The sequence below is a fragment of the Desulfobacula toluolica Tol2 genome, assembly GCF_000307105.1.
In the GTDB taxonomy this organism is placed as follows: Bacteria; Desulfobacterota; Desulfobacteria; order Desulfobacterales; family Desulfobacteraceae; genus Desulfobacula; species Desulfobacula toluolica.
Genome location: NC_018645.1, coordinates 2,417,470 through 2,440,047, shown reverse-complemented (window position 1 = coordinate 2,440,047; position 22,578 = coordinate 2,417,470). Strand labels below are relative to the sequence as shown.

Here is a 22,578-nt window from a genome sequence, read left to right as displayed (position 1 = left end):
TTGAGGTGATAAATATGGTCGTTCCAAAGAAAAAAGGACGGATTGCCCTCTGGTGACGTTGGCTTTAATGCTTGATAGCAGCGGTTTCCCAAAATCAAGCCAAGTATTTGAGGGTAATGTAAGCGAGTCGTCAACTTTAAAAAAAATGATCAAAGGGCTGGAAAGAAAAGGCCGAAATCCAAATATATTTGAGCCGAAAAAAGCAACGATTGTGATGGATGCCGGAATTGCCTCCGATGACAATATTGAGTGGCTCAAGGAGAATAAATATCCATATATTGTTGTCAGCCGTAAGCGCCATCGGCAGTTCGATGAAGACGAGGCTGTTGTGGTCAAGCAAGACCATGGATACACCGTAAAAGCGCAAAAGGTAATTGATTCAGAAAAAAATGAAGTGCTGCTGTATTGTCACTCAACACAGCGAGCAAAAAAGGAGCTGGCTATAAATAATCGTTTTACCGAACGATTTGAAGAGGCCCTCAAACACCTTGAGGCTGGGCTGCATATCAAGGACCGGCTGAAGAAATACGATAAAGTTTTGGAAAAAACAGGTCGGTTGAAGCAAAAATATTCCAAAGCTTCCAAGCTCTATAAAATAGATATTTCCAAAGACGACAAAAGTGGTAATGCAGTAAAACTCAGTTGGACCCGCAAAGCCGAGCCAGATACAAAGGATGGATTTCCCGGAGTATATTGCCTTAGAACGAGTCACAAGGATCTGGATGAAAATACGCTTTGGCGAACCTATACAATGTTGACGGACCTGGAATCTGTTTTTCGTTCATTAAAATCTGAACTGGGAATGAGGCCTGTTTTTCATCAGGTGACAGAACGTATAACAGGTCATCTTTTTATAAGCGTCTTGGCCTATCATTTGGTTCATTGTATCCGATACCGGCTTAAAAAGGTCGATATTGACACTGGTTGGTCTGGATTGAGAGAACAGCTGGCAGGCCAAAATAGAACCACCGTTTCAATGCGCTGTAAAAATGATGATATCGTGCATGTTAGAAAGAGTAGCCGCCCCGAACCAAGGCAACAGGAAATTTATTCTGCCTTGGGGATCAGTTTTCATCCGGGAGAAACGGTTAAAAGAGTAATCAATAAAAGTAGTGCCATAACGAACAAATTAAAAATATAACAAGCTGTAATTATAGTAGATTTTAACATTAGGTCGAAAAGATGGGCTAAGAATTCTGTACATGGTTGATTCAGAACCCAGATAAATTCCCTGGTAAGCAAGTATTGGTACGATCTGATTTGGATTGGACTCAGCAAATTCAGGCGACTCTAATACATTGGCTATCCGGGTCTTTTCATCATCAGACAATTTGTTACCAGGGTCGGCTCGGGAGCCTTTTCGGCTGTCCAATAGGCCATTTTTACTCCACCGCTGAAGGGTTCGAATGGTCAGTCCCAATAATTGGGCTGCCTTGCTTTTTCGTGCCCCTGATTTACAGGCCTCTGAAATCAATTTCAGCACAGTTTTTTTGTCTTCTTGACTGATCAATCGTCCTCTGACTCCACCCAGATTTCCTGGGCTTTTTTTTAAGAACCAGCAAGGCTGCTGTTTCTGCCAGAGCTTTGTCTTTACGGGACAGGTCTTTTTTTAGAGCAACGATTTCTTTTTTAAGATTTTTGTGTTCTTCAATTTGTTCTTTATTCGCCTTCGGGATTATTGCTGATATGGCATCTTTTTTCCACTGGTCCAAATTATGTATAAAAATACCATTTTTGAGGCACCAGGCAGTGCGTTCGTCAGCAGTCATGGAACCTATTTTAATTATTGCTGAAATACGTTCTTCGGCTGTCCAGTCTTTGGGGCGTTTTTCTTTTGATTTCAATTTTATGCTTCCGTTTTGTTTGTATTCTCTTAACCATTTACCGATTGTAGACCGGCCAACACCTAATTCTTTTGCAATTTCATGGTGGGGTTTGTTTCCCTGTAACACCTTTTTTAACACAGCTTCTTTTAATTGAATAGAATATCCTATATTTATCACCTCAATGCCCCAAATTTAATTTTTAATTGAGGCGACATCTATCCTGACACAGGGGGCCACTGGCGGCCTTCTTGTTCAAGTCCTTCCAACAGGTGTGTAAAAATGGGGCATTCAGACATCGGTACAGGTCTTGAAAACGGTGTTTTCCATCTGCTTTTGCTTTAATTGCTATTCCCCGTAGTGAGGTTTGCTCGCATTGTTCCAGCCCTACATTGTCCGGTACGAGTTTCCTTTGCGGGCTACATACTTCCGTCAGGTCCTTCCCCGTGTAGTGGGCTTTCCCCACCTCTGAGTAGTATGCCTGATAAGACACCCCATCGGCGTGTAGAGGTCCGTCGGCATCCCGACTTTCCTCCCACCAGAAATTATTTTCCAACATTTCACTGGTATAATGTGCCATAATCTCCTGGAACCTTTGGGGCTTCCCGAGTTCTAAAGCGTATCTCTTTTTGCATGCCACGGCCTGTGGACTCCGGCGGACCTCCACATTCTTGCCATTAAACGAATGCTTCTGTGTTGCCTTCGGTGTACGTTAAAACCCTCGGCATCCGTAATTACCATTTCGAAGCTGTACCAGCACTTCAGGGTGCGCGACCACCACTACGGCCTACAAAATTCTCTGCCTACGCTTAACCCATCTTGTTCAAGTAAGCCGCTACGCGGCAGATTAAGCCGTATCATCATTGTTCAATTCCATTGCTCATGGTATCTTGTTACCGGCTTGCAGGTCGGTATCTTCACCCGACAAGGTTAAAGAAAAAAGGAAGATACCATGAGCAATTTAATCAAACGTTTTAAAGAAGATCTCCAACTTGCCGGTTATGCAAAAAGGAGCATTCAATCCTATACCAGTTCGGTTTTAAGACTACAGCGCTTTTACAATAAACCATTAGAAGATATCACTGAAGAACAGCTCCGTCAATACTGGCTTTGCTGCCAGAATGAATTCGGCTGGAGCGCTGCTACTCTGCGGATCAGTTACTCTGGTATTCAGCATTTTTTTACCAAAACGCTGGTCCGGTCCTGGAACATTTTCAACGACATCAAATGGAAGCGTGAGCAGACCTTACCGACTATTCTGAGTCTGGAGGAAGTCAGAAAGATTATTTATGCCCTTCCCACTGTGCAAAGTCATGCATTTTATTTGACATTATATTCCATGGGACTGCGTTTAAGGGAGGCAACAACACTTCAGGTCAAAGATATTCTTTCCGACAGGGGACTTGTGCATATTCACGGTGGAAAGGGTGCCATGGACAGGACGGTGCCTTTACCCAAAATAACCCTGTTGACGTTGCGCAAATACTATAAAACCCATCGCAATTCAAAATGGATATTCCCTGCTTTGGGCCGCAATGGCGGTAAGGACGCTCAATATGCCAAAAATCATGTCAGTGACAGTGGGGTTCAAGGCGTTTTGCGATCTACTTTGAAACGCCTGAAGTTTAAAAAACATGTTCACCCTCATGTCTTCCGCCATGCCTATGCGACGCATTTGCTGGAAGCTAATATCCCCATACGCCATGTGCAAAAAATATTAGGCCATAAAACCCTTAAAAGCACCATGATTTATCTGCATGTGACCACACAGGCCCAAGTTGATTCCAATGACAAAGTTTCCAAAGTCATGCAGGGGGTGTTGTCATGAGTGCTGTTCAAAAAATCTTCCAAATGTATGGGCCGAAATATCTGACACTTTATGGAGATCGAATGCCGAAGTCTCATAAAAAAACCATACGGGATATCAGTGCCTGCAGAAAGGGTTCCTTTGGAACAATGGTGTATGAATGTGATGACTGCCGTAATCTGCATTTTATTCACTGCTGCTGCGGCAATCGTCATTGTCCCAACTGTCAGCAGAGTAAAGCGGACCAATGGCTGGATCAGCAGATGAAAAAGCTACTGCCGACCTATTATTTCCTGTTAACCATTACACTTCCCCAGGGCCTGCGGGATGTTGTAAGGTCTCATCAAAAATTATCTTATGGTGCCCTGTTTTCATGCACCAATGAAGCCCTGAAAAAACTGGCACAAGATACACGGTTTATCGGATCTGATCGAATCGGATATCTGGCAGCCCTCCACACATGGGGCGGCATGCTTCAGTATCATCCACATTTGCATATAATAATTCCCGGAGGTGCTTTATCTGATAATGACCAATGGCTTTCTTCCAGACAGGATCTGTTTGTTCACACAAAACCTCTGGCGGTCATTTTTAAAGCCAAATTCAAAGATGCCATAAAAAAAGCCGGGCTGCTCGATAAAATTGATTCCGCAGTATGGAAACAGCAATGGGTGATTGACAGCCAGGCCGTGGGGCAGGGACAAAATTCCCTGCGCTATCTTTCAAGATATGTGTTCCGGGTTGCCATCTCCAATAATCGTATTAAAAGCATTGAAAATGGCGTCATCAAATTTTTATATAAAGACCGTGAAAAAAAGAAGTGGAAAACTATGGCATTGGATGCCATGGAGTTTATCCGACGGTTCTTGCAGCATGTTCTTCCCAAAGGGTTTATGAAAATTAGACATTATGGATTTCTCAATCCCAACAGCGCATTGTCCATAGAAAAAATCCGTGAACTCATCTCATTCATCCATGACATTATTGCTCTTTTTATTAAAATCCCGGAACTTGAAATACCGGGTATTAAATGCAGCCATTGCGGGCATGATTTGAAATTTATTTTCTTTGCAAAGCCGGAACCAAGAGGCAGGCCCGGATAACTTCACAAAACTGACTACCCGGTGTTGCTCGACTTTAAAAACAGCCTGATAAATGACTATCGACATGCTTCAGTATCCGTACGCCAAATTGACGGTATTTTAATTTTTGACCTGGGTTTTAAGGGCTGAAAACGACCTGAATTTTGATTTTTACATCAGGATAAAGGCCATCTTTTGATATTTTAATCACATCTTGTCATAAACACATCCAGCAAATCGTTAACCTTTCCCCCTATTGATCCGCGGCTTCTTGAACCATAGGATTAGTACCGAGCCTCGTGCCTCGGCACGGTTACTAATCCTTTATTTGTTCGCTGCATTCATTCATACAACTCCGCCATGGGTCCAAGGCTCGATACGGGTGGGTGGCTAATCCTTACAGAAATCATTACTGATTTCCTCCCGACAGGGACTTTCACCCTGCAAGATACGCCAAGCTTTCCTCGGCGCGACAACGTTTGGGTAACGGGCAGCAAGGGTTTCCAATAAAGTTCATTGAAAGCGCATCATTTAAAAGTTTTTTAACCTTTAAAAAGAAGGAGACCCTTGCTGTCCGGTTCACCCGCCTGTTGTGTGCCGGGCACGGCACACGTCTTAAGGGTGAGCCTGCATCTTCCTTTATGGAAGTCAAGGCAAGTCCCAAGCCCAGCCAGATGGAGGCGAAGGGCATAGTGTTATCACAACGGGGTCCCGGTGACGGTACTCTGGAAGGCAGTGGCTTCGCCGAGGCGGAGTGGCACAAAAGTACGGGGTGACGTACAGAAATCGAGTTAGGCGTGCATTTGCGGGACGAGCCTGCAACACAAGGTAAAGTCCTCTATCCATTATAGGCAATGTCCGTATACTCGGCACCCACGTATTGAAAGACGTGTGTTTTACCCCGGGAGATCTTCCATGCTGCCCTGGGATGCCGCGTGCGGCAGAAATTGGCTGAGGGCAGGGTAACCTGCTCCGACCGCATGGAAGAAGTCAGCAGAGGGCATAGTAGCCGCAGGAAAACGAGCCGTGAATTCCACGGAGGACTCACCCCGGTGAAGGCCCGAACGGTGCCCGGACCGAATGGTACGGGTAAATGATAGAGACAAATAGGAGGTGTATACTTATGGACATATTGCCACAGCAGATGGAAATGTTCACAGCGTTACAGATCACCGAAAGTCCGACAGAAAGTTCCCGACTCATGGAATTTATCCTTGAAAGGGGAAACATGTTCAGAGCATTAAAAAGGGTCCGTAGCAACAAAGGGGCACCTGGAATCGACAACATGACCGTTGATCAACTACCGGGTTACCTCAGACGCCACTGGCCCAAAGTTAAGGGAAAGTTGCTGCAGGGAAACTACAAGCCATTACCGGTGAAAAGGAAAGAAATTCCTAAACCCGATGGCGGAGTAAGACTGCTCGGCATTCCAACAGTTTTGGATCGTTTGATCCAGCAAGCCGTCAGCGAGATATTGCAGCAAATATGGGACCCGCATTTTTCTGAGTCCAGTCATGGATTCAGACCTGGAAGATCCCAGCATGATGCCATACTCCAAGGCAAAGTTTATCTGCTCTCAGGATATACACACTCTGTTAATATGGATCTTTCCAAATTTTTCGACAGAGTGAACCATGACCGCCTCATGAGCCGTCTGGCTGAAAGAATAAAGGATAAGCGGGTTCTCAAGCTTATCCGAAGTTACTTAACAGCCGGTGTCATGATCGACGGGGTGGTTGTATCTGCCGCTGAAGGAACTCCTCAAGGCGGCCCTCTTTCACCAGTGATTTCAAATATCGTTTTGGATGAACTGGATAAAGAGTTGGAGAAAAGAGGGCATAAATTTGTCAGATACGCTGATGACTTTGTCATATATCTCAAGAGCAAGAAAGCGGCCGAACGTGTTATGAAAAGTGTTACACGGTTTATAACCGTAAAGCTCAGGCTCAAGGTCAATGAAGAGAAAAGCAAGGTCAGCCGACCATGGCTGGACAAATTTCTCGGCTACACATTTATCAGTATGTGCGGCAAGACCAAGATCCGCATACACCGGAAAACAATCGAGCGCTTCAAAGAAAGGGTTCGAGAATTAACAAACCGGAACTGTGGTCTAAGTCTTCCCCAGATCATTGATAAATTGAATATGTACATCAGGGGATGGTGGAATTATTACTGTCTCACCGAAGCAAGACACATATTCAAGTCCTTGAACGGCTGGATTATCCGCCGCTTGAGATGTGTTGTATGGAAACAGTGGAAAAATCCCGGAACGAAAATCCGGAACCTGCTTAAACGAGGCATACCGTTTCAATATGCCGTCACTTGCGGAAATTCCCGCAAGAAACACTGGCGCATGAGCAGGGTTAAATGGGTTGTCATGGCTCTGCCAAACAAATATTTCCTTTCTCTTGGATTATTTCTGCCCGGGAACTAATCTGCCTGATCAGCCGAACCGCCGGATACGCGATCCGTATGTCCGGTGGTGTGGGAGGGCTCCTCAGTGATGGGGGGTCCTATCCCGATGGGGTACTGGTGGTCTCGTATCATGCAAATAATATACATAATGTCACACGATATGATTATTTTTTTACGCTCTTGATTTCTTGGAGCAATGTAATTACAATACATACATAAATAACTGTAAATTAAGGAGTTGATAGGATGGAAAAGCAAATACGCTCAAGAGATATTAAACTGGTTCCGATCGGGAACTCAAAGGGAGTTCGCATACCAAAAGCACTCCTGCAGAAATATGATCTTTCGAATACTCTGTTGCTTGAAGAAACAGACAGAGGGCTGCTTCTCCGCAAAAAAGATGACTGTAAACTTTCTTGGGAAGATACATATAAAGCCATGGCTAATGAAAAGGAAGACTGGGACGATTTTGACACTACAGTTTTTGACGGCTTGGAGGATGAGGACTTTGAATATTAAAAGGTATGAAATATATTTTGCTGATCTCAATCAAACTATAGGTAGTGAAATAAAAAAAGTACGTCCTGTTGTCATAATTAGCCAAGATGAAATGAATACGCATTTAGAAACTGTTGTCGTATGCCCATTAACCTCAAAATTGCATCCACAATGGAGAACCCGGCTTCAGATTAAATGCGTGAATAAAAAATCTGAAATTGCGGTTGACCAAATCCGAACTATTAGCAAGCAACGACTTAAAAAGAAAATTGACAAATTGTCTAATACCAAATCCGCTCAATTGCGAAAGCTCATAACTGATATGTATGGGGAATAATCCTTTCCTTTGTTGAATTTCTCCCAACGTTTGGGTAACGGGCAGCAAGGGTTTCCAATAAAGTTGATTGAAAGCACATCATTCAAAAGTTTTTTCAACCTTTAAAAAGAAGGAGACCCTTGCTGTCCGGTTCACCCGCTGGTTGTGTGCCGGGCACGGCACACGTCTTAAGGGTGAGCCTGCATCTTCCTTTATGGAAGTCAAGGCAAGTCCCAAGCCCAGCCAGATGGAGGCGAAGGGCATAGTGTTATCACAACGGGGTCCCGGTGACGGTACTCCGGAAGGCAGTGGCTTCGCCGAGGCGGAGTGGCACAAAAGTACGGGGTGACGTACAGAAATCGAGTTAGGCGTGCATTTGCGGGACGAGCCTGCAACACAAGGTAAAGTCCTCTATCCATTATAGGCAATGTCCGTATACTCGGCACCCACGTATTGAAAGACGTGTGTTTTACCCCGGGAGATCTTCCATGCTGCCCTGGGATGCCGCGTGCGGCAGAAATTGGCTGAGGGCAGGGTAACCTGCTCCGACCGCATGGAAGAAGTCAGCAGAGGGCATAGTAGCCGCAGGAAAACGAGCCGTGAATTCCACGGAGGACTCACCCCGGTGAAGGCCCGAACGGTGCCCGGACCGAATGGTACGGGTAAATGATAGAGACAAATAGGAGGTGTATACTTATGGACATATTGCCACAGCAGATGGAAATGTTCACAGCGTTACAGATCACCGAAAGTCCGACAGAAAGTTCCCGACTCATGGAGTTTATCCGTAAGCGATGTTTTAACCCCACTCAGGGGGCGGAAGGTCAAGCCAACTGTTTTTTATCGACATTGTATGGAAGCAACGCCTTAAAATCATCTTCCGTCATAGCCTCAGGCAAGTGTTCAAACAGATATTTGAGATACCAATATGGCTCCAGCCCATTTGATTTGGCTGTTTCAATCAAGCTGTAAATCAGTGCACTGGCCCGGGCACCCTTAACGGTGTCCGAGAAAAGCCAATTCTTTCGTCCGACCACAAAAGGTCGGATGGCATTTTCAACCAGATTGTTATCAGGCCTGATGATTCCGTCGGTCGTGTATTGGATGAGCCTGTGCCATTGGTTGAGAGTATAATGGATCGCCTTGCCAAGCAGACTTTTGGGAGGAACTTTTTCCACTCTTGCATCAAGCCATTTCTTGAACTCTTCTAAAATTGGAACCGCTTCTTTTTGCCTCCGAGCATATAATTGGTCAGGCGTTAATTCCTGCACCCGGGCTTCTTTTTCAATTTTATAAAGCAGACTGATATACTTTAAAGCGGTGCCGGCATTGCCCGACGAACTCTTTTTATTCCCTGCAGCTTTTGTTACATTTTTAAATCCCCTGCGGGCGTGAGTCCAGCATGCCACATGAATGATATCTGTTATTTTGTCCAGAAAATCATATCCTTTATAGCCATCCGTCTGAACAATGCCTTTGTATCCATTCAAAAATGATGCGGCAACATCTCCGGATCGTGTCGGATGATATTGGAATTGAATAATTGGCATATCAGGCGGACCACCTCTAAAAATCCACATATATGATTTTGATTTCCGGGGGCCCTTTAAGACCAGAAGAGGTGTTTCATCAGCACCAATCATCGGGCTTGCCAGTATGTCCTTTTGCATCATGTCGATTAGAATATCACAGGCGTCAGCGACTTTCATGGCCCATGTACACATGGTCGACCGGCCAAGTTCAATACCGATCCTGGTAAATTGCTTTTCCTGACGGTAAAACGGCAGGGCATCTGCAAATTTTGCGGTCAGAATATGTGCCAGAAGGCCCGGGGTAGCAATGCTTTTGGGGATAATCTGTTCAGGCATCCTGGCAATTGACACGGTGGGGCCGTCGTCTTCCACACCTTCACAATTTTTGCAGGCGTATTTATACCGGATGTTTCGAAGTACCCTTACTTTGGCAGGGATATAGTCCAGTTGTTCTGACTCTTCCTGGCCGATGCGTTCCTTAAGGCAACCGCAGTTGCACTGTCTTTCATCCTCGCTGAGTTCATGTATAACATCTATACGGGGAAGATCGGCGGGTAAAGGCTTGCGGCCACGTTTTTTACGGGTATGTTCACCAATCGTTACGTCTTCCTCCTCTTTTTCCAGGATAGGAAGTTCGGGTTCAGGCATATCGAACAGAGACATTTGCCCGTCATCTTTAGGCGTTTTCTCTGATTTGCGACCAAAGATCATATTCTGAAGTGATTTAACCTGCTCTTTAAGGATTTGATTCTCATCAATCAAATCACAAGCAATTTTCTTCACTTCATCCAGATTCCGATTACCTTTTACCTTGCCTTTAGTCATGGACTGTATATACCATAACCACGGGCTTTTTCATAGTTTTAACATCAATAAATCATGGAATATTTCAAGGGTTTATGTGCCTGATTTATATTCAGGCCGTCAACTAACCAGGACAACTCTCGACTGGTAATATTCATGACATCGTCAGATGTTTTCGGCCACTTGAAACGGTCTTTTTCAAGACGTTTCTGCCACATACAGAAGCCATTTTTATCCCAGTATAAAATTTTTAAAATGGTCTGCGTCCGGTTGCAGAATACAAACAAGTTGGAGGAAAATATGTCAAGTTGCATCTGTTCACTGACAATGACGGACAATCCGTTAATAGCTTTGCGCATATCCGTTGCGCCTAAGAATAGATAGACCTTGGTGTCTGACGGAAAATTCATCATTGGACAGCCTTCAATACAGAAAGCACCTGCTCAAGGGTTTCTTTCTTAAAACCGTCAGGGATTTCCACTTGCAGTTCCCGGCCTATATTCAGTTTTAGCCCTGCTTGACAAAAGTGAGTCGGCACAGGAACCTGAACCAGTCCTGTGGGCTGATTTGGTTTACCGAATTTAATCTTCCAATAGGTGAACCTGTTCGGCCTCAGGCCATTCTGGCGGCAGTACTCTATTTGGGACAGGCGGGATTCAGTCCATTGATCGATATGTGTTTTCCAGAATATTGCCTTTTCTTCGTTTATTTTCTTCCACGATTTGCTCAATACACACCTCCTTTTTGAGAAGAGATATTAAGCGAAATCTGGAGGCCTTAGTAGATGGGGTTTAATTACCGCTTACGTTTATCCTTGAAAGGGGAAACATGTTCAGAGCATTAAAAAGGGTCCGTAGCAACAAAGGGGCACCTGGAATCGACAACATGACCGTTGATCAACTACCGGGTTACCTCAGACGCCACTGGCCCAAAGTTAAGGGAAAGTTGCTGCAGGGAAACTACAAGCCATTACCGGTGAAAAGGAAAGAAATTCCTAAACCCGATGGCGGAGTAAGACTGCTCGGCATTCCAACAGTTTTGGATCGTTTGATCCAGCAAGCCGTCAGCGAGATATTGCAGCAAATATGGGACCCGCATTTTTCTGAGTCCAGTCATGGATTCAGACCTGGAAGATCCCAGCATGATGCCATACTCCAAGGCAAAGTTTATCTGCTCTCAGGATATACACACTCTGTTAATATGGATCTTTCCAAATTTTTCGACAGAGTGAACCATGACCGCCTCATGAGCCGTCTGGCTGAAAGAATAAAGGATAAGCGGGTTCTCAAGCTTATCCGAAGTTACTTAACAGCCGGTGTCATGATCGACGGGGTGGTTGTATCTGCCGCTGAAGGAACTCCTCAAGGCGGCCCTCTTTCACCAGTGATCTCAAATATCGTTTTGGATGAACTGGATAAAGAGTTGGAGAAAAGAGGGCATAAATTTGTCAGATACGCTGATGACTTTGTCATATATCTCAAGAGCAAGAAAGCGGCCGAACGTGTTATGAAAAGTGTTACACGGTTTATAACCGTAAAGCTCAGGCTCAAGGTCAATGAAGAGAAAAGCAAGGTCAGCCGACCATGGCTGGACAAATTTCTCGGCTACACATTTATCAGTATGTGCGGCAAGACCAAGATCCGCATACACCGGAAAACAATCGAGCGCTTCAAAGAAAGGGTTCGAGAATTAACAAACCGGAACTGTGGTCTAAGTCTTCCCCAGATCATTGATAAATTGAATATGTACATCAGGGGATGGTGGAATTATTACTGTCTCACCGAAGCAAGACACATATTCAAGTCCTTGAACGGCTGGATTATCCGCCGCTTGAGATGTGTTGTATGGAAACAGTGGAAAAATCCCGGAACGAAAATCCGGAACCTGCTTAAACGAGGCATACCGTTTCAATATGCCGTCACTTGCGGAAATTCCCGCAAGAAACACTGGCGCATGAGCAGGGTTAAATGGGTTGTCATGGCTCTGCCAAACAAATATTTCCTTTCTCTTGGATTATTTCTGCCCGGGAACTAATCTGCCTGATCAGCCGAACCGCCGGATACGCGATCCGTATGTCCGGTGGTGTGGGAGGGCTCCTCAGTGATGGGGGGTCCTATCCCGATGGCTATATGCTATGCAAATTCAATGCGCAACCGTTTACCGATCACATGCGCAGCACGCTCTAATGTTTGAAGAGTAATAGATGTGTTTTTAGGATCAAGGAGTCTTTCCAGCGCTGACCGACTAGTTTTCATTTGCCTTGCCATAGCCGCTTTTGATATTTGTTTTTTTTCCATTATCAGAGAGACTTGATATGCAATTACGCGCTTTACAGCCACAGCCTCAGTTTCAGGCAAAATCCCTTCGTCTTCCAAAAAATCATCAAAATTGCTTCCGATATGTTTATCCATTTCGACCTCCTAATGTCGCCATACGTTGCTTGGCAAGTTTTAAATCATTGGTCGGGGTTTTTTGTGATTTCTTAACAAACCCATGCAACAAAATCATCATTCCCTCGTAGGTAGTAAAGAGAACTCTTGCTATTTTTCTGTTCAGTTGGATGCGAACTTCCCACAATCCTTTATCAAGCTTTCGAACCAAGGGCATACCCAAAGGCCAACCAAGTTGAACAGTTTTAATATCCTCTCCGATTATTTTACGTTCCTCTTTGTCCAAACCTTTTAACCATTCCCTTACCGGTTCTGAACCTGCGTTAGTTCGATAAAATACAACCTGTAAGATGATATTTAAATTCATGTCTAAAGTGTACCATAATTGGTACAAATATCAAGCGCAATAAATTTAAGAGGTTTTTTGACACTATTTTCATTCTACAGCCCAAAATAAAGCTCACTCGCACAGCCAACGCTTGGGTAACGGGCAGCAAGGGTTTGTGTCCTTTCGGTGAGCCTGCGTGAAATTTATTTACGGGTATGTTACCAATGGTTCTAAATACAGCATGACCTTCAGCATGAATTTGTCCAGAGGCTGTGAACCATGAACCCCAAATTGATTAGAAGCCAGCTGAATTCAGGCCGACTGTGCCGCAAGAGTTGCAGCTGTCTCATAGTTCCAGGGCATCCATTGGGAGGGATTTTTAAACACCCGGGCAGAATATTTTTGAAGGGCCACCAGATAATTAAAGGGATTGACCTTCATTAAACTGCAGGTATGAATAAGGCTCATGAACATATCTCCGATGTAAGCTCCGTGCTGAGTTTTGTAAAACAGAGCATTTTTTCGGTTAAGAATACTGCGTTTCAAGGCCTGTTCGCAGATATTATTATCAAGCGGTGCGCCGGGAACCCTTAGAAATTGGGTGAGTTCTGTCCAGTGTTTTCGCATATAGGCAATGGCATTGCCTATACCGGAATTGGGTTCAACCAGCTTTTCATTAATCTGCTTGTCCAGCCAAGTTCGTAACGCTTTCATTTTGGGACCGCTGTGAGTCTGGTGATATGTCAGCCGCTCTTCCGGGCTCATCCGTTCGGTTTTTGCAATGGCATCAGTTTCATAGACCTTGGCCAGGATTTCAATGACATGACGGCATTCATCCGGAAAGGCTGTCACCACATCGACAAAATTTCGGCGGGCATGGACCATGCAATGGATGAGAATAATTTTAAACTCGGAAGACATGTTCCTGGAGAGGGTATCGCACATCTGAAGCGGTGGAGGCTTTTCTTTATTCCTCAGGTCATAAAGGGATGCAATATTTTCACCGGCATGGCAGCGGCCCGTGAAAAAAAGGGCGATCCATTTATCATCATCTAAAACTGAGATGATGCCGGAGGTAAAAATTCCAGTACGTTCCTTTTTATCCAAAAACTGGTTTTCCTTGATCAAATCCAGGATTTTCATGGTGGTGTCATCATTTTGGAAGACGTTGCCCTGGGCCGCTTGCCGCATGAGTTCATCAAATGCAGGATAGATGTGGTCTGCTGATGATTCTGCATTTTCCCACAGGATGGATGCCGGAACAGGAATACCCAGGCTTTTCTGAAGACCTGCCAGGCGGTACCAGGGAAAACCGCAGCCGTACTTTAAAAGGGCGATCATGGCTTTGGCAGTTTCATCATACTGTTTTCCGGTGGTGTTATCCGGAGCTGCTGCTGTAAAGACTTCTCCACACAGGTTACAGCGCAGTTTCTCCAGTTCATACACGGTTGCATTCAAGAGTGCCTGACCGTTGATCCTGATCGCAACACCGGGATCTTTGATTTTGTAAAGTTTACCATTTGGACATAAGGGACATGGATCTTTGTGCTTGAGCTTATCATGGGATATGGAGACCCTGTCGGCTCCTGTGTAGTCACAAGCCGGTATTCGGCCATGTCCCGCTTTTTTCTTATTTGAACCGGGTTTTGCTGCAGTACCCTTTTTAGATTTATCATTATTGTTGGCGGTGGTGTTATTGTTATTCGTAGTGGTGGTGTTTTTCAACACCTTATCCTTTTTTTCAGTCTTTGCACCAAGCAGCATGGTCAACAGCCGTTTTATAGAGGTTGCTTTTTTATTAAGAGCCTGGCTTAAAATCGTGACAGCATCAGCCATGGATTTAATGATATCATAATCTCCGTTGGTGAGATTATTAGCCTTTACCCTTTCCAAAAGGGCATCAACCTCCTCCTGAGTTAACTGGATCTTTTTCATGACCAAGTCATTCCGTTGATGGGTGTGGTAAACCCAATATCTTTTTTATTACATTTTTGCCACAGTATGTAAGTATGCTGTCGTTTTCCATGACAACTGCATATAGCACACTTTCAATTGAAGCGTATGCAAAAAAATCCAGATTGAATAAAAAAATTATGCTGGAATTTTTCTCCACATGGGAGCTGTCTGGGTATTAAAAGGATTTCCATTCCACAGCAGCATCTGGAGTTCATGGGCATCAAGGGTCAGAGTCGTATCGCAGCCCTTTTTCGGCCACCATTTGAAACGCCCCTGGGACAAACGTTTCTGACAGATCCAGAATCCCCTGGCCGTCGTAGCATAAAATTTTGATGGCGGTTCTTCGACGATTAAGAAACACAAACATACATCCTGAAAACGGATCACACTTTAAAGTGGTTCGGCATAATGCCGCCAAGGTGTCAATGCCTTTTCTGAAATCTACCGGTTCCACGGCTAAAAATATCCTCATATGAGGGGTGACCTGAATCATGCCGGTTTCCTCCAGAAGGATTTGCCCAGTTCAATCAAATTCGGATCAGGCTTTCCCCGAAAGCACATCCTCATCTTTGATCCGGAAATATTTTCCATCTCTATGACACATTCTGAATCAGATACCGGCGGTTCCAGATCAATAAAGGCAGGTGTCTTTTCTTGTGGGACGGCAAGGTTTTTGTTTACATGTTTTTTTAAATCTGTGTGGTTCAATCTTAATGTTTTGGAAATTTTATGCAGGCTGTACCCTCCGGTATTAAACAGACCTATGGCTGACTGCCATAAAAATTCCGGGATACGTTCTCTTCCAATTTTTGTCCTGCGCCATTCACTGAACTGTTGTCTGACTTCTTCCAGTGCAGAATCTGTGGTTGATGATGTCGCTGGTTTCATCGGTTCCTCCTCGTATAATAAAGTTTAGAACCGAAATTTATCATCCTGTTAAAATTAATTCACGCAGGCCAACCGAAAGGACACAATTCAAACAAGTTATTTTATCACTCAAACCTTACTCCAAATTTTTATAAAACTACACCTGACACCTAACGTTTGGGTAACGGGCAGCATGGGTTTCCAATAAAGTTGATTAAAAGCACATCGTTCAAAAGTTTTTTCAACCTTTAAAAAGAAGGAGACCCTTGCTGTCCGGTTCACCCGCTGGTTGTGTGCCGGGCACGGCACACGTCTTAAGGGTGAGCCTGCATCTTCCTTTATGGAAGTCAAGGCAAGTCCCAAGCCCAGCCAGATGGAGGCGAAGGGCATAGTGTTATCACAACGGGGTCCCGGTGACGGTACTCCGGAAGGCAGTGGCTTCGCCGAGGCGGAGTGGCACAAAAGTACGGGGTGACGTACAGAAATCGAGTTAGGCGTGCATTTGCGGGACGAGCCTGCAACACAAGGTAAAGTCCTCTATCCATTATAGGCAATGTCCGTATACTCGGCACCCACGTATTGAAAGACGTGTGTTTTACCCCGGGAGATCTTCCATGCTGCCCTGGGATGCCGCGTGCGGCAGAAATTGGCTGAGGGCAGGGTAACCTGCTCCGACCGCATGGAAGAAGTCAGCAGAGGGCATAGTAGCCGCAGGAAAACGAGCCGTGAATTCCACGGAGGACTCACCCCGGTGAAGGCCCGAACGGTGCCCGGACCGAATGGTACGGGTAAATGATAGAGACAAATAGGAGGTGTATACTTATGGACATATTGCCACAGCAGATGGAAATGTTCACAGCGTTACAGATCACCGAAAGTCCGACAGAAAGTTCCCGACTCATGGAGTTTATCCTTGAAAGGGGAAACATGTTCAGAGCATTAAAAAGGGTCCGTAGCAACAAAGGGGCACCTGGAATCGACAACATGACCGTTGATCAACTACCGGGTTACCTCAGACGCCACTGGCCCAAAGTTAAGGGAAAGTTGCTGCAGGGAAACTACAAGCCATTACCGGTGAAAAGGAAAGAAATTCCTAAACCCGATGGCGGAGTAAGACTGCTCGGCATTCCAACAGTTTTGGATCGTTTGATCCAGCAAGCCGTCAGCGAGATATTGCAGCAAATATGGGACCCGCATTTTTCTGAGTCCAGTCATGGATTCAGACCTGGAAGATCCCAGCATGATGCCATACTCCAAGGCAAAGTTTATCTGCTCTCAGGATATACACACTCTGTTAATATGGATCTTTCCAAATTTTTCGACAGAGTGAACCATGACCGCCTCATGAGCCGTCTGGCTGAAAGAATAAAGGATAAGCGGGTTCTCAAGCTTATCCGAAGTTACTTAACAGCCGGTGTCATGATCGACGGGGTGGTTGTATCTGCCGCTGAAGGAACTCCTCAAGGCGGCCCTCTTTCACCAGTGATTTCAAATATCGTTTTGGATGAACTGGATAAAGAGTTGGAGAAAAGAGGGCATAAATTTGTCAGATACGCTGATGACTTTGTCATATATCTCAAGAGCAAGAAAGCGGCCGAACGTGTTATGAAAAGTGTTACACGGTTTATAACCGTAAAGCTCAGGCTCAAGGTCAATGAAGAGAAAAGCAAGGTCAGCCGACCATGGCTGGACAAATTTCTCGGCTACACATTTATCAGTATGTGCGGCAAGACCAAGATCCGCATACACCGGAAAACAATCGAGCGCTTCAAAGAAAGGGTTCGAGAATTAACAAACCGGAACTGTGGTCTAAGTCTTCCCCAGATCATTGATAAATTGAATATGTACATCAGGGGATGGTGGAATTATTACTGTCTCACCGAAGCAAGACACATATTCAAGTCCTTGAACGGCTGGATTATCCGCCGCTTGAGATGTGTTGTATGGAAACAGTGGAAAAATCCCGGAACGAAAATCCGGAACCTGCTTAAACGAGGCATACCGTTTCAATATGCCGTCACTTGCGGAAATTCCCGCAAGAAACACTGGCGCATGAGCAGGGTTAAATGGGTTGTCATGGCTCTGCCAAACAAATATTTCCTTTCTCTTGGATTATTTCTGCCCGGGAACTAATCTGCCTGATCAGCCGAACCGCCGGATACGCGATCCGTATGTCCGGTGGTGTGGGAGGGCTCCTCAGTGATGGGGGGTCCTATCCCGATGTGCGTCCACGGCTGTGTTTTCTTTTGAACTTTTTACCTTTATTGGCAACTCGTATTTGAGTGGCTTTTGTGGCATTTCTGATAAACAAATTCGGGATCAAGATCAATAGAGAATGGCCATTCAATTGTATCAAAGTTTACTTTGACTTGTTGGAATATTTCATGATCCTTGAGGCTACGAAAAACTCCAAAGTCAAGAAACGGTTTCATGTCCAGTATTCCAGTCTCACCGTTATCAAAAACTATTGAAAGAATGTAATTTTTACCGGGCTTAACTTGTTTTACTGATGGATACACAACATAATTTCCTTATTTAAGAGGTTCAATATTGAATGGTTTTTCTCCATTCATAACCAATTGCCAGTTTGCAATTAGTTCTTCCTGGTGCAATTCAGCCCATGCTATGACAAGCCTCTTCTGTTTTCTGGGAAGATTGCTTTCGATGATTTCACATGTGCGGATATCGACTGTTGCTTTGTATTCAGCGTAATAAACATGAAAGTGCGGTGGTGGATGCTCGTCGGGAGCAAAATACATTCGTATAATGATTCCATAAAACATTGATATCGTAGGCATTATTATCTTTTTAAATTTTTTTTGTTCTTAATTTTTACATCAGTTAATTTTATTAAGAATAGCAGTTTTTTTAACTTTATGCAATTCGGTAGTCGCCCGATCATTATTGATTTGAGCATATAATTGCATCGCACAACGTTGGGGGGGTGTAAATCACTCCTGTTGTAGTTATTCGTTAAGCCGCCATTAATTGATCTTCGCGTTGCATCCAAAATTCATTCCACCAATCATTGGCTCTCAAAATTCTCAAGGCAAGCATTGGATTTATTGAATTCGGGTTCCAAGTTGCCCCAGGAAATTTCAATCTTTTTTGTGGAATTGATTTATGGGCACTCTCTATTTCTCCAGACCCTATCGGATAGCCCATAGATTTAAAATTTTCGTAATTTAATGAGTCATAGAATCGCTTGATGTACCCTATTAGACGTTTCAAACGATCATTCTGATTTTTTTCATATTGTTCTTCAAGTTTTTTCATGACAGTTTCGACATCTCCCTCAGAAATAGCTTTAATCCTTGGTTTAACCCAGCCCGGTCGATCCTTTTGGTTTAATCCGAGTTCTTCGACCGTTTCATAAAAATGGTCTTTGAGATGTGATTTATCCAAAATGAATTGCATCGTTGGAAATTGTCTTTTCAACTCTTCACTGAGCCCATTACCGCCATCTGCAATCCCTATTATCTGGGTTGCTGATGTCATATTATTTAGAACTGCCGCGCTATGCATCTGAGCAACAACAGCCTGGTATGAATCCATTTTGCCTGTATATGTCTTTGATTCTGAATTCAATGGTTTTACGAAACCCAATCTAACATCACGCCATTTTATATTTTTGGTTTTTACAGGATTATTGTAAACAGATGTAGTTTTCAGGTCTTCACCAGGAACAAACCGAGCTGTTCGAATCTCGCAGCCATCTAATTCTACAACCATTTTATCCACAGGCTCCTTATCCTTTTGATTTTCGGCATGTTCGTTTGATAATTTTTCTTCTATGTACTCCATCGCTTGCTGAGCCGTATTTTTAGTCGATCTTGCAGCAGTGCTTGGGCTGATGTGGTAATGATAGTGTTCTTTGAATCTAATCGCCGCTTGGGCAAACGATTCTTCAATACCAAAATCACTTAACGCTCGGATGACGGTTTCACTCCTGCTTTGATGATAAATTTTCATAATATCATTTACAGGCTTTGATGCATCTTTTCCAGGTCTCCATAAATAAGGGGACGATATCTCTGTGCGGCCAAAGATTGTGTTGAATATTATGGTTGGATTTCTATGAATGAAAAATCCATTTATCTTTTTTTTTTGACTATTTCATCTCGTGTTTTTTCTAAAACCTGTTTACATGTTTTTAATCCAATCTCTTGAACAATATCAGCGATATCTCTATCTATTAATGTAGCTCGTTTTTCCAAGTTGTTTTCTTTTGATATGAATTCTTGAGCCAATTTGTTGCTGACTTCTTCAATAATCTTTTTATAACAGTTTTTTTCCATGATGCCCTCTTTATGTTAAGGATACTATTTTTCCCTAACAGAATGGAATGAGAATGTCCCGGACTTTTTGATTTTTTAACTGTTGCTACAACAACGTAAGCGATCAGTTAACCGCACCTTTTCGATAACGCAAAAACAGGGTATTATTTAGCCGGAGGACCTTCAAGCAGGGTTTTATCAACATTCTGGGGCATCAAGGCAATAAATTCATCAGCCGTCATGGCTTCAGGTAAATTTTCAAACAGGTATTTAAGATACCAGTAAGGTTCAAGACCGTTTGCCTTGGCGGTTTCGATCAGGCTGTAGATGCAGGCGCTAGCGCTTGCACCTTCAGGGGTGCAATTGAACAACCAGTTTTTTCGACCCACAACAAAAGGTCTGATGGCATTTTCAACCACATTATTATCAGGTCCGACCCGACCGTCTTTAGTATACTGGATCAGACGATGCCATTGGTTAAGGGTATAGCCGATTGCTTTGCCAAGAAGACTTTTAGGCGGAATTTTTTCAACTCTTGCATCCAACCATTTTTTAAATTCATCGAGGATGGGCACTGCTTCTTCCTGCCTTTTTTTGTAAAGGTCTTCAGCAGACAAATCCAGCTCTCGTGCTTCTTTTTCAATCTTGTAGAGCTTGCTGATATACTTCAAAGCAGTGCAAGCATTACCGGTGGGAGGATCACCTTTTTTGATACCGGCGGCTTTGGTCACCGCCACGAATTTTCTTCGAGAATGAATCCAGCAACCAACATGAATAATGCCGGAAGCCTTGTCAAGGAAGTCATATCCTCCATAGCCGTCGGTCTGAACAATACCCTGGTATCCATTCAAAAAGTCTGATGCAACATCTCCGGATCGTGTGGGGTGATACTGGAACAGGATAATCTGCTTATCCGGTGTCCCTCCCTTGAACACCCACATATAGCATTTTGACCGATTCGTCACTTTCAACACTTGAACCGTAGTCTCATCAATATTAATCACAGGGCTCTTGAGAATTTGAGTCTGCATAAATTCCATTAGGATTTCACACTGTTGGGCCACCTTCATTGCCCAGCTGCACATGGTTGACCGAGGAAGTTCAACGCCTATCCTGTTGAATTGTTTTTCCTGCCGGTAAAACGGCAGGGCATCTGCAAATTTGGCTGTCAGAATATGAGCAAGCAGCCCCGGTGTTGCCATGCTTTTGGGAATCATCTGCTCTGGCATTCTGGCAATGGATATTGTGGGACCGTCATCTTCAACCCCCTCACAATTTTTACAGACGTATTTATAGCGGATATTTTTAATGACCTTCATTTGTGCAGGGATAATCTCAAGTTGTTCCGATATTTCCTGACCACAACGGGATTTGATGCACCCGCATCCGCACAGTTTTTCTTCTTCTGTAAGGTCATGGATAACTTCAACCTGCGGCAGGTTTTCAGGCAGCGGCTTACGCCCCTTTTTTTTCCGGTTGTGGGATGGAACCGTTATTTCCTCGGGTTCTTCCGATACTGAACATTCAGGCTCGGGAATCTCAAAAAGATAAATCTGGTCGTCATCCCGATGAATTTTTTCTGTTTTTTTACCAAAAAGTCTATCCTGAAGGCTTTTGATCTGCTCATTGAGAATTTTGATTTCCGCTTTATAATTCTGCTCTTTGTTGGAAAAATCTTTGGCAAAAGAAAAGATTTTCTCTTTTAATTTTTCAACATCATTTATGTCTGCAAAAACCTCGATATTCATGCACTGTACATAGCATAAACACTCGGTTTTTCATATTTTTTTCTATCAAAAAACACTAGTAAATCTTAATGGTTTATAAGCTTTTTTCTGATGAATTGAAAGGCCGTCGATCAGCCAGGCAAGTTCATGAGCCCCTATGGTCATTACCGCATCTTTTGACCGGGGCCATTGAAAACGATCCTTTTCCAATCGCTTGTGCCAAAGGCAAAATCCATTGCGATCCCAATACAGGATTTTCAATATGGTCTGCTTCCGGTTGCAGAAGACAAACAGGTGCCCTGAAAAAGGGTCCAGATTGAATTTTTCACTGACCAGAATGGACAGTCCGTCAATGGATTTGCGCATATCCGTACTTCCAAGGGCAATATGGATTTTTAAATTCTGCTTAGGGGAAAACATCATTCCCCTCTTAATACCTGGAGTACCTGCGCCAATGTCGTATGGGAAAAACCGTCCGGTATTTCAATCTGATATCCTGAGTCGATATTCAGCAAAAGTCTTTCTCTGCGGGAATTGAGCAGCTCAGCAATTTGCACCGGCGACACCTGGGCAAACTCTGCCGGGAGATTTTGGCGCTTGAATTTATTTTTCCAATAGGTGAGCTGGTTGGGTTTTAAACCATTTTCTCGACAATAAGCATTCTGGGATAATTCTGATTTGGACCATTCTTCTATATGGTGCTTCCAGAATTGGGTACGCTTCCGGTTGGCTTCTTTGGACCTGTCTGACATTTTA

At 44.0% G+C, this 22,578-nt stretch carries 27 protein-coding genes and 2 pseudogenes; 8 read left to right on the top strand and 21 right to left on the bottom strand.

The genetic code is table 11. The features are described from left to right. Positions 1–22 precede the first annotated feature (22 nt). Positions 23–1,141, top strand: a pseudogene (locus TOL2_RS25495) (IS1634 family transposase); the annotation flags it as partial. On the opposite strand, the gene TOL2_RS11255 reads toward TOL2_RS25495, so the two are convergent. After that, positions 1,130–1,483: a COG3415 family protein gene (locus TOL2_RS11255; RefSeq protein WP_232508128.1), complete on the bottom strand. Its 354-nt coding sequence runs from the start codon at positions 1,481–1,483 to the stop codon at positions 1,130–1,132. The pseudogene TOL2_RS25495 and the gene TOL2_RS11255 sit on opposite strands and share 12 nt — an antisense overlap. Then, positions 1,455–2,003 carry a transposase gene (locus TOL2_RS11250; RefSeq protein WP_014957563.1) on the bottom strand — a complete coding sequence of 183 codons (549 nt, stop codon included), beginning with the start codon at positions 2,001–2,003 and terminating at the stop codon, positions 1,455–1,457. Before TOL2_RS11250 ends, TOL2_RS11255 begins: the two co-directional genes overlap by 29 nt. A gap of 772 nt (positions 2,004–2,775) precedes the next feature. Between TOL2_RS11250 and TOL2_RS11240 the strand changes: the two genes are divergently transcribed. Both TOL2_RS11240 and TOL2_RS11235 read left to right on the top strand, forming a co-directional pair. Further along, positions 2,776–3,651 (top strand): tyrosine-type recombinase/integrase, encoded by an 876-nt coding sequence (locus tag TOL2_RS11240; RefSeq protein WP_014957515.1) that lies wholly within the window; start codon positions 2,776–2,778, stop codon positions 3,649–3,651. Continuing rightward, entirely contained in the window at positions 3,648–4,733 is a 1,086-nt protein-coding gene (locus TOL2_RS11235) for an IS91 family transposase (protein WP_014957514.1), read from the top strand. The genes TOL2_RS11240 and TOL2_RS11235 overlap by 4 nt, the downstream gene beginning before the upstream one ends. 415 nt (positions 4,734–5,148) lie before the next feature. Here the strand turns inward: TOL2_RS11235 and TOL2_RS24140 are convergent, their stop codons facing one another. After that, positions 5,149–5,403, bottom strand: a complete 255-nt coding sequence (locus tag TOL2_RS24140) for a hypothetical protein (protein ID WP_014957562.1) — start codon at positions 5,401–5,403, stop codon at positions 5,149–5,151. Between the two features lie 402 nt (positions 5,404–5,805). On the opposite strand from TOL2_RS24140, the gene ltrA (TOL2_RS11225) reads away from it, so the two are divergent. The 3 genes from ltrA (TOL2_RS11225) to TOL2_RS11215 all read left to right on the top strand — a co-directional run bounded on the left by ltrA (TOL2_RS11225) (position 5,806) and on the right by TOL2_RS11215 (position 7,962). Beyond that, positions 5,806–7,146, top strand: a complete 1,341-nt coding sequence (gene ltrA, locus TOL2_RS11225) for a group II intron reverse transcriptase/maturase (protein ID WP_014957509.1) — start codon at positions 5,806–5,808, stop codon at positions 7,144–7,146. Between the two features lie 227 nt (positions 7,147–7,373). Beyond that, a complete protein-coding gene (locus TOL2_RS11220) occupies positions 7,374–7,646 on the top strand; it encodes an AbrB/MazE/SpoVT family DNA-binding domain-containing protein (RefSeq protein ID WP_014957561.1) in 273 nt (90 codons plus the stop codon). Continuing rightward, positions 7,627–7,962, top strand: coding sequence for a type II toxin-antitoxin system PemK/MazF family toxin (locus tag TOL2_RS11215; protein WP_083863581.1), 336 nt, complete (start codon positions 7,627–7,629; stop codon positions 7,960–7,962). The genes TOL2_RS11220 and TOL2_RS11215 overlap by 20 nt, the downstream gene beginning before the upstream one ends. A gap of 78 nt (positions 7,963–8,040) precedes the next feature. On the opposite strand, the gene TOL2_RS24890 is transcribed toward TOL2_RS11215, so the two are convergent. From TOL2_RS24890 to tnpA (TOL2_RS11195), 4 genes are all read right to left on the bottom strand, one after another. Then, positions 8,041–8,205 (bottom strand): hypothetical protein, encoded by a 165-nt coding sequence (locus tag TOL2_RS24890; protein ID WP_158406101.1) that lies wholly within the window; start codon positions 8,203–8,205, stop codon positions 8,041–8,043. Positions 8,206–8,765: 560 nt separating this feature from the next. Further along, positions 8,766–10,298, bottom strand: a complete 1,533-nt coding sequence (tnpC, locus tag TOL2_RS11205; RefSeq protein ID WP_014956144.1) for an IS66 family transposase — start codon at positions 10,296–10,298, stop codon at positions 8,766–8,768. 44 nt (positions 10,299–10,342) lie between these two features. Then, a complete protein-coding gene (tnpB, locus tag TOL2_RS11200; protein ID WP_014956143.1) occupies positions 10,343–10,690 on the bottom strand; it encodes an IS66 family insertion sequence element accessory protein TnpB in 348 nt (115 codons plus the stop codon). Beyond that, the gene (tnpA, locus tag TOL2_RS11195; RefSeq protein ID WP_014956142.1) at positions 10,687–11,007 is read right to left on the bottom strand and encodes an IS66 family insertion sequence element accessory protein TnpA; all 321 of its coding nucleotides are present in this window, start codon (positions 11,005–11,007) and stop codon (positions 10,687–10,689) included. The genes tnpB (TOL2_RS11200) and tnpA (TOL2_RS11195) overlap by 4 nt, the downstream gene beginning before the upstream one ends. Positions 11,008–11,105: 98 nt before the next feature. Here tnpA (TOL2_RS11195) and ltrA (TOL2_RS11190) point away from each other — a divergent pair, with 98 nt between their 5' ends. Then, positions 11,106–12,311, top strand: a complete 1,206-nt coding sequence (ltrA, locus tag TOL2_RS11190) for a group II intron reverse transcriptase/maturase (RefSeq protein WP_014957559.1) — start codon at positions 11,106–11,108, stop codon at positions 12,309–12,311. 98 nt (positions 12,312–12,409) lie between these two features. Here ltrA (TOL2_RS11190) and TOL2_RS11185 read toward each other — a convergent pair whose 3' ends face one another. The 7 genes and pseudogenes from TOL2_RS11185 to TOL2_RS24135 form a co-directional block, all read right to left on the bottom strand. Next, on the bottom strand, positions 12,410–12,688 hold the full coding sequence (locus TOL2_RS11185; RefSeq protein ID WP_014957558.1) for a helix-turn-helix domain-containing protein: 279 nt from the start codon (positions 12,686–12,688) through the stop codon (positions 12,410–12,412). Then, on the bottom strand, positions 12,681–13,034 hold the full coding sequence (locus TOL2_RS11180) for a type II toxin-antitoxin system RelE/ParE family toxin (protein ID WP_014957557.1): 354 nt from the start codon (positions 13,032–13,034) through the stop codon (positions 12,681–12,683). The genes TOL2_RS11185 and TOL2_RS11180 overlap by 8 nt, the downstream gene beginning before the upstream one ends. Before the next feature lie 273 nt (positions 13,035–13,307). Continuing rightward, entirely contained in the window at positions 13,308–14,930 is a 1,623-nt protein-coding gene (gene tnpC / locus TOL2_RS11175) for an IS66 family transposase (RefSeq protein WP_014957556.1), read from the bottom strand. A gap of 156 nt (positions 14,931–15,086) precedes the next feature. Continuing rightward, entirely contained in the window at positions 15,087–15,338 is a 252-nt protein-coding gene (tnpB, locus tag TOL2_RS25490) for an IS66 family insertion sequence element accessory protein TnpB (protein WP_408605416.1), read from the bottom strand. After that, positions 15,274–15,423: pseudogene (gene tnpB / locus TOL2_RS25990) on the bottom strand (IS66 family insertion sequence element accessory protein TnpB); the annotation flags it as partial. The pseudogene tnpB (TOL2_RS25990) and the gene tnpB (TOL2_RS25490), both read right to left, overlap by 65 nt. A gap of 17 nt (positions 15,424–15,440) precedes the next feature. Continuing rightward, positions 15,441–15,839: a hypothetical protein gene (locus tag TOL2_RS11165; protein ID WP_014957554.1), complete on the bottom strand. Its 399-nt coding sequence runs from the start codon at positions 15,837–15,839 to the stop codon at positions 15,441–15,443. A gap of 108 nt (positions 15,840–15,947) precedes the next feature. Further along, positions 15,948–16,208 (bottom strand): hypothetical protein, encoded by a 261-nt coding sequence (locus TOL2_RS24135; protein ID WP_014957553.1) that lies wholly within the window; start codon positions 16,206–16,208, stop codon positions 15,948–15,950. Between the two features lie 402 nt (positions 16,209–16,610). On the opposite strand from TOL2_RS24135, the gene ltrA (TOL2_RS11155) reads away from it, so the two are divergent. Beyond that, positions 16,611–17,951: a group II intron reverse transcriptase/maturase gene (ltrA, locus tag TOL2_RS11155; protein WP_014957509.1), complete on the top strand. Its 1,341-nt coding sequence runs from the start codon at positions 16,611–16,613 to the stop codon at positions 17,949–17,951. A gap of 128 nt (positions 17,952–18,079) precedes the next feature. Here the strand turns inward: ltrA (TOL2_RS11155) and TOL2_RS25985 are convergent, their stop codons facing one another. From TOL2_RS25985 to tnpA (TOL2_RS11120), 7 genes are all read right to left on the bottom strand, one after another. Beyond that, the gene (locus TOL2_RS25985) at positions 18,080–18,337 is read right to left on the bottom strand and encodes a DUF2442 domain-containing protein (RefSeq protein WP_041279440.1); all 258 of its coding nucleotides are present in this window, start codon (positions 18,335–18,337) and stop codon (positions 18,080–18,082) included. Positions 18,338–18,349: 12 nt separating this feature from the next. After that, a complete protein-coding gene (locus tag TOL2_RS11145) occupies positions 18,350–18,616 on the bottom strand; it encodes a DUF4160 domain-containing protein (protein WP_014957552.1) in 267 nt (88 codons plus the stop codon). Positions 18,617–18,791: 175 nt separating this feature from the next. Beyond that, complete coding sequence (locus tag TOL2_RS11140; protein WP_014957551.1) at positions 18,792–19,790, bottom strand: hypothetical protein; 999 nt, start codon at positions 19,788–19,790, stop codon at positions 18,792–18,794. A 122-nt stretch (positions 19,791–19,912) separates the two neighbouring features. Continuing rightward, on the bottom strand, positions 19,913–20,116 hold the full coding sequence (locus tag TOL2_RS11135; RefSeq protein WP_014957550.1) for a hypothetical protein: 204 nt from the start codon (positions 20,114–20,116) through the stop codon (positions 19,913–19,915). Between the two features lie 143 nt (positions 20,117–20,259). Then, positions 20,260–21,843, bottom strand: coding sequence for an IS66 family transposase (gene tnpC, locus TOL2_RS11130; protein ID WP_014957549.1), 1,584 nt, complete (start codon positions 21,841–21,843; stop codon positions 20,260–20,262). A gap of 45 nt (positions 21,844–21,888) precedes the next feature. Continuing rightward, entirely contained in the window at positions 21,889–22,245 is a 357-nt protein-coding gene (gene tnpB, locus TOL2_RS11125; RefSeq protein WP_083863578.1) for an IS66 family insertion sequence element accessory protein TnpB, read from the bottom strand. Beyond that, positions 22,242–22,574: an IS66 family insertion sequence element accessory protein TnpA gene (gene tnpA, locus TOL2_RS11120; RefSeq protein WP_014957547.1), complete on the bottom strand. Its 333-nt coding sequence runs from the start codon at positions 22,572–22,574 to the stop codon at positions 22,242–22,244. Before tnpA (TOL2_RS11120) ends, tnpB (TOL2_RS11125) begins: the two co-directional genes overlap by 4 nt. Between the last annotated feature and the right edge of the window lie 4 nt (positions 22,575–22,578).

Excerpts from the sequence above, each read along its gene's own strand:
- TOL2_RS11240 (WP_014957515.1), top strand. The coding sequence starts at position 2,776 with ATGAGCAATTTAATCAAACGTTTTAAAGAAGATCTCCAACTTGCCGGT.
- TOL2_RS11235 (WP_014957514.1), top strand. The coding sequence starts at position 3,648 with ATGAGTGCTGTTCAAAAAATCTTCCAAATGTATGGGCCGAAATATCTG.
- TOL2_RS24140 (WP_014957562.1), bottom strand. The coding sequence starts at position 5,403 with ATGCCCTTCGCCTCCATCTGGCTGGGCTTGGGACTTGCCTTGACTTCC.
- ltrA (WP_014957509.1), top strand. The coding sequence starts at position 5,806 with ATGATAGAGACAAATAGGAGGTGTATACTTATGGACATATTGCCACAG.
- TOL2_RS11220 (WP_014957561.1), top strand. The coding sequence starts at position 7,374 with ATGGAAAAGCAAATACGCTCAAGAGATATTAAACTGGTTCCGATCGGG.
- TOL2_RS11215 (WP_083863581.1), top strand. The coding sequence starts at position 7,627 with ATGAGGACTTTGAATATTAAAAGGTATGAAATATATTTTGCTGATCTC.
- TOL2_RS24890 (WP_158406101.1), bottom strand. The coding sequence starts at position 8,205 with ATGCCCTTCGCCTCCATCTGGCTGGGCTTGGGACTTGCCTTGACTTCC.
- tnpC (WP_014956144.1), bottom strand. The coding sequence starts at position 10,298 with ATGACTAAAGGCAAGGTAAAAGGTAATCGGAATCTGGATGAAGTGAAG.
- tnpB (WP_014956143.1), bottom strand. The coding sequence starts at position 10,690 with ATGATGAATTTTCCGTCAGACACCAAGGTCTATCTATTCTTAGGCGCA.
- ltrA (WP_014957559.1), top strand. The coding sequence starts at position 11,106 with ATGTTCAGAGCATTAAAAAGGGTCCGTAGCAACAAAGGGGCACCTGGA.
- TOL2_RS11185 (WP_014957558.1), bottom strand. The coding sequence starts at position 12,688 with ATGGATAAACATATCGGAAGCAATTTTGATGATTTTTTGGAAGACGAA.
- TOL2_RS11180 (WP_014957557.1), bottom strand. The coding sequence starts at position 13,034 with ATGAATTTAAATATCATCTTACAGGTTGTATTTTATCGAACTAACGCA.
- tnpC (WP_014957556.1), bottom strand. The coding sequence starts at position 14,930 with ATGAAAAAGATCCAGTTAACTCAGGAGGAGGTTGATGCCCTTTTGGAA.
- TOL2_RS11165 (WP_014957554.1), bottom strand. The coding sequence starts at position 15,839 with ATGAAACCAGCGACATCATCAACCACAGATTCTGCACTGGAAGAAGTC.
- TOL2_RS24135 (WP_014957553.1), bottom strand. The coding sequence starts at position 16,208 with ATGCCCTTCGCCTCCATCTGGCTGGGCTTGGGACTTGCCTTGACTTCC.
- ltrA (WP_014957509.1), top strand. The coding sequence starts at position 16,611 with ATGATAGAGACAAATAGGAGGTGTATACTTATGGACATATTGCCACAG.
- TOL2_RS11145 (WP_014957552.1), bottom strand. The coding sequence starts at position 18,616 with ATGCCTACGATATCAATGTTTTATGGAATCATTATACGAATGTATTTT.
- TOL2_RS11140 (WP_014957551.1), bottom strand. The coding sequence starts at position 19,790 with ATGAAAATTTATCATCAAAGCAGGAGTGAAACCGTCATCCGAGCGTTA.
- TOL2_RS11135 (WP_014957550.1), bottom strand. The coding sequence starts at position 20,116 with ATGGAAAAAAACTGTTATAAAAAGATTATTGAAGAAGTCAGCAACAAA.
- tnpC (WP_014957549.1), bottom strand. The coding sequence starts at position 21,843 with ATGAATATCGAGGTTTTTGCAGACATAAATGATGTTGAAAAATTAAAA.
- tnpB (WP_083863578.1), bottom strand. The coding sequence starts at position 22,245 with ATGATGTTTTCCCCTAAGCAGAATTTAAAAATCCATATTGCCCTTGGA.
- tnpA (WP_014957547.1), bottom strand. The coding sequence starts at position 22,574 with ATGTCAGACAGGTCCAAAGAAGCCAACCGGAAGCGTACCCAATTCTGG.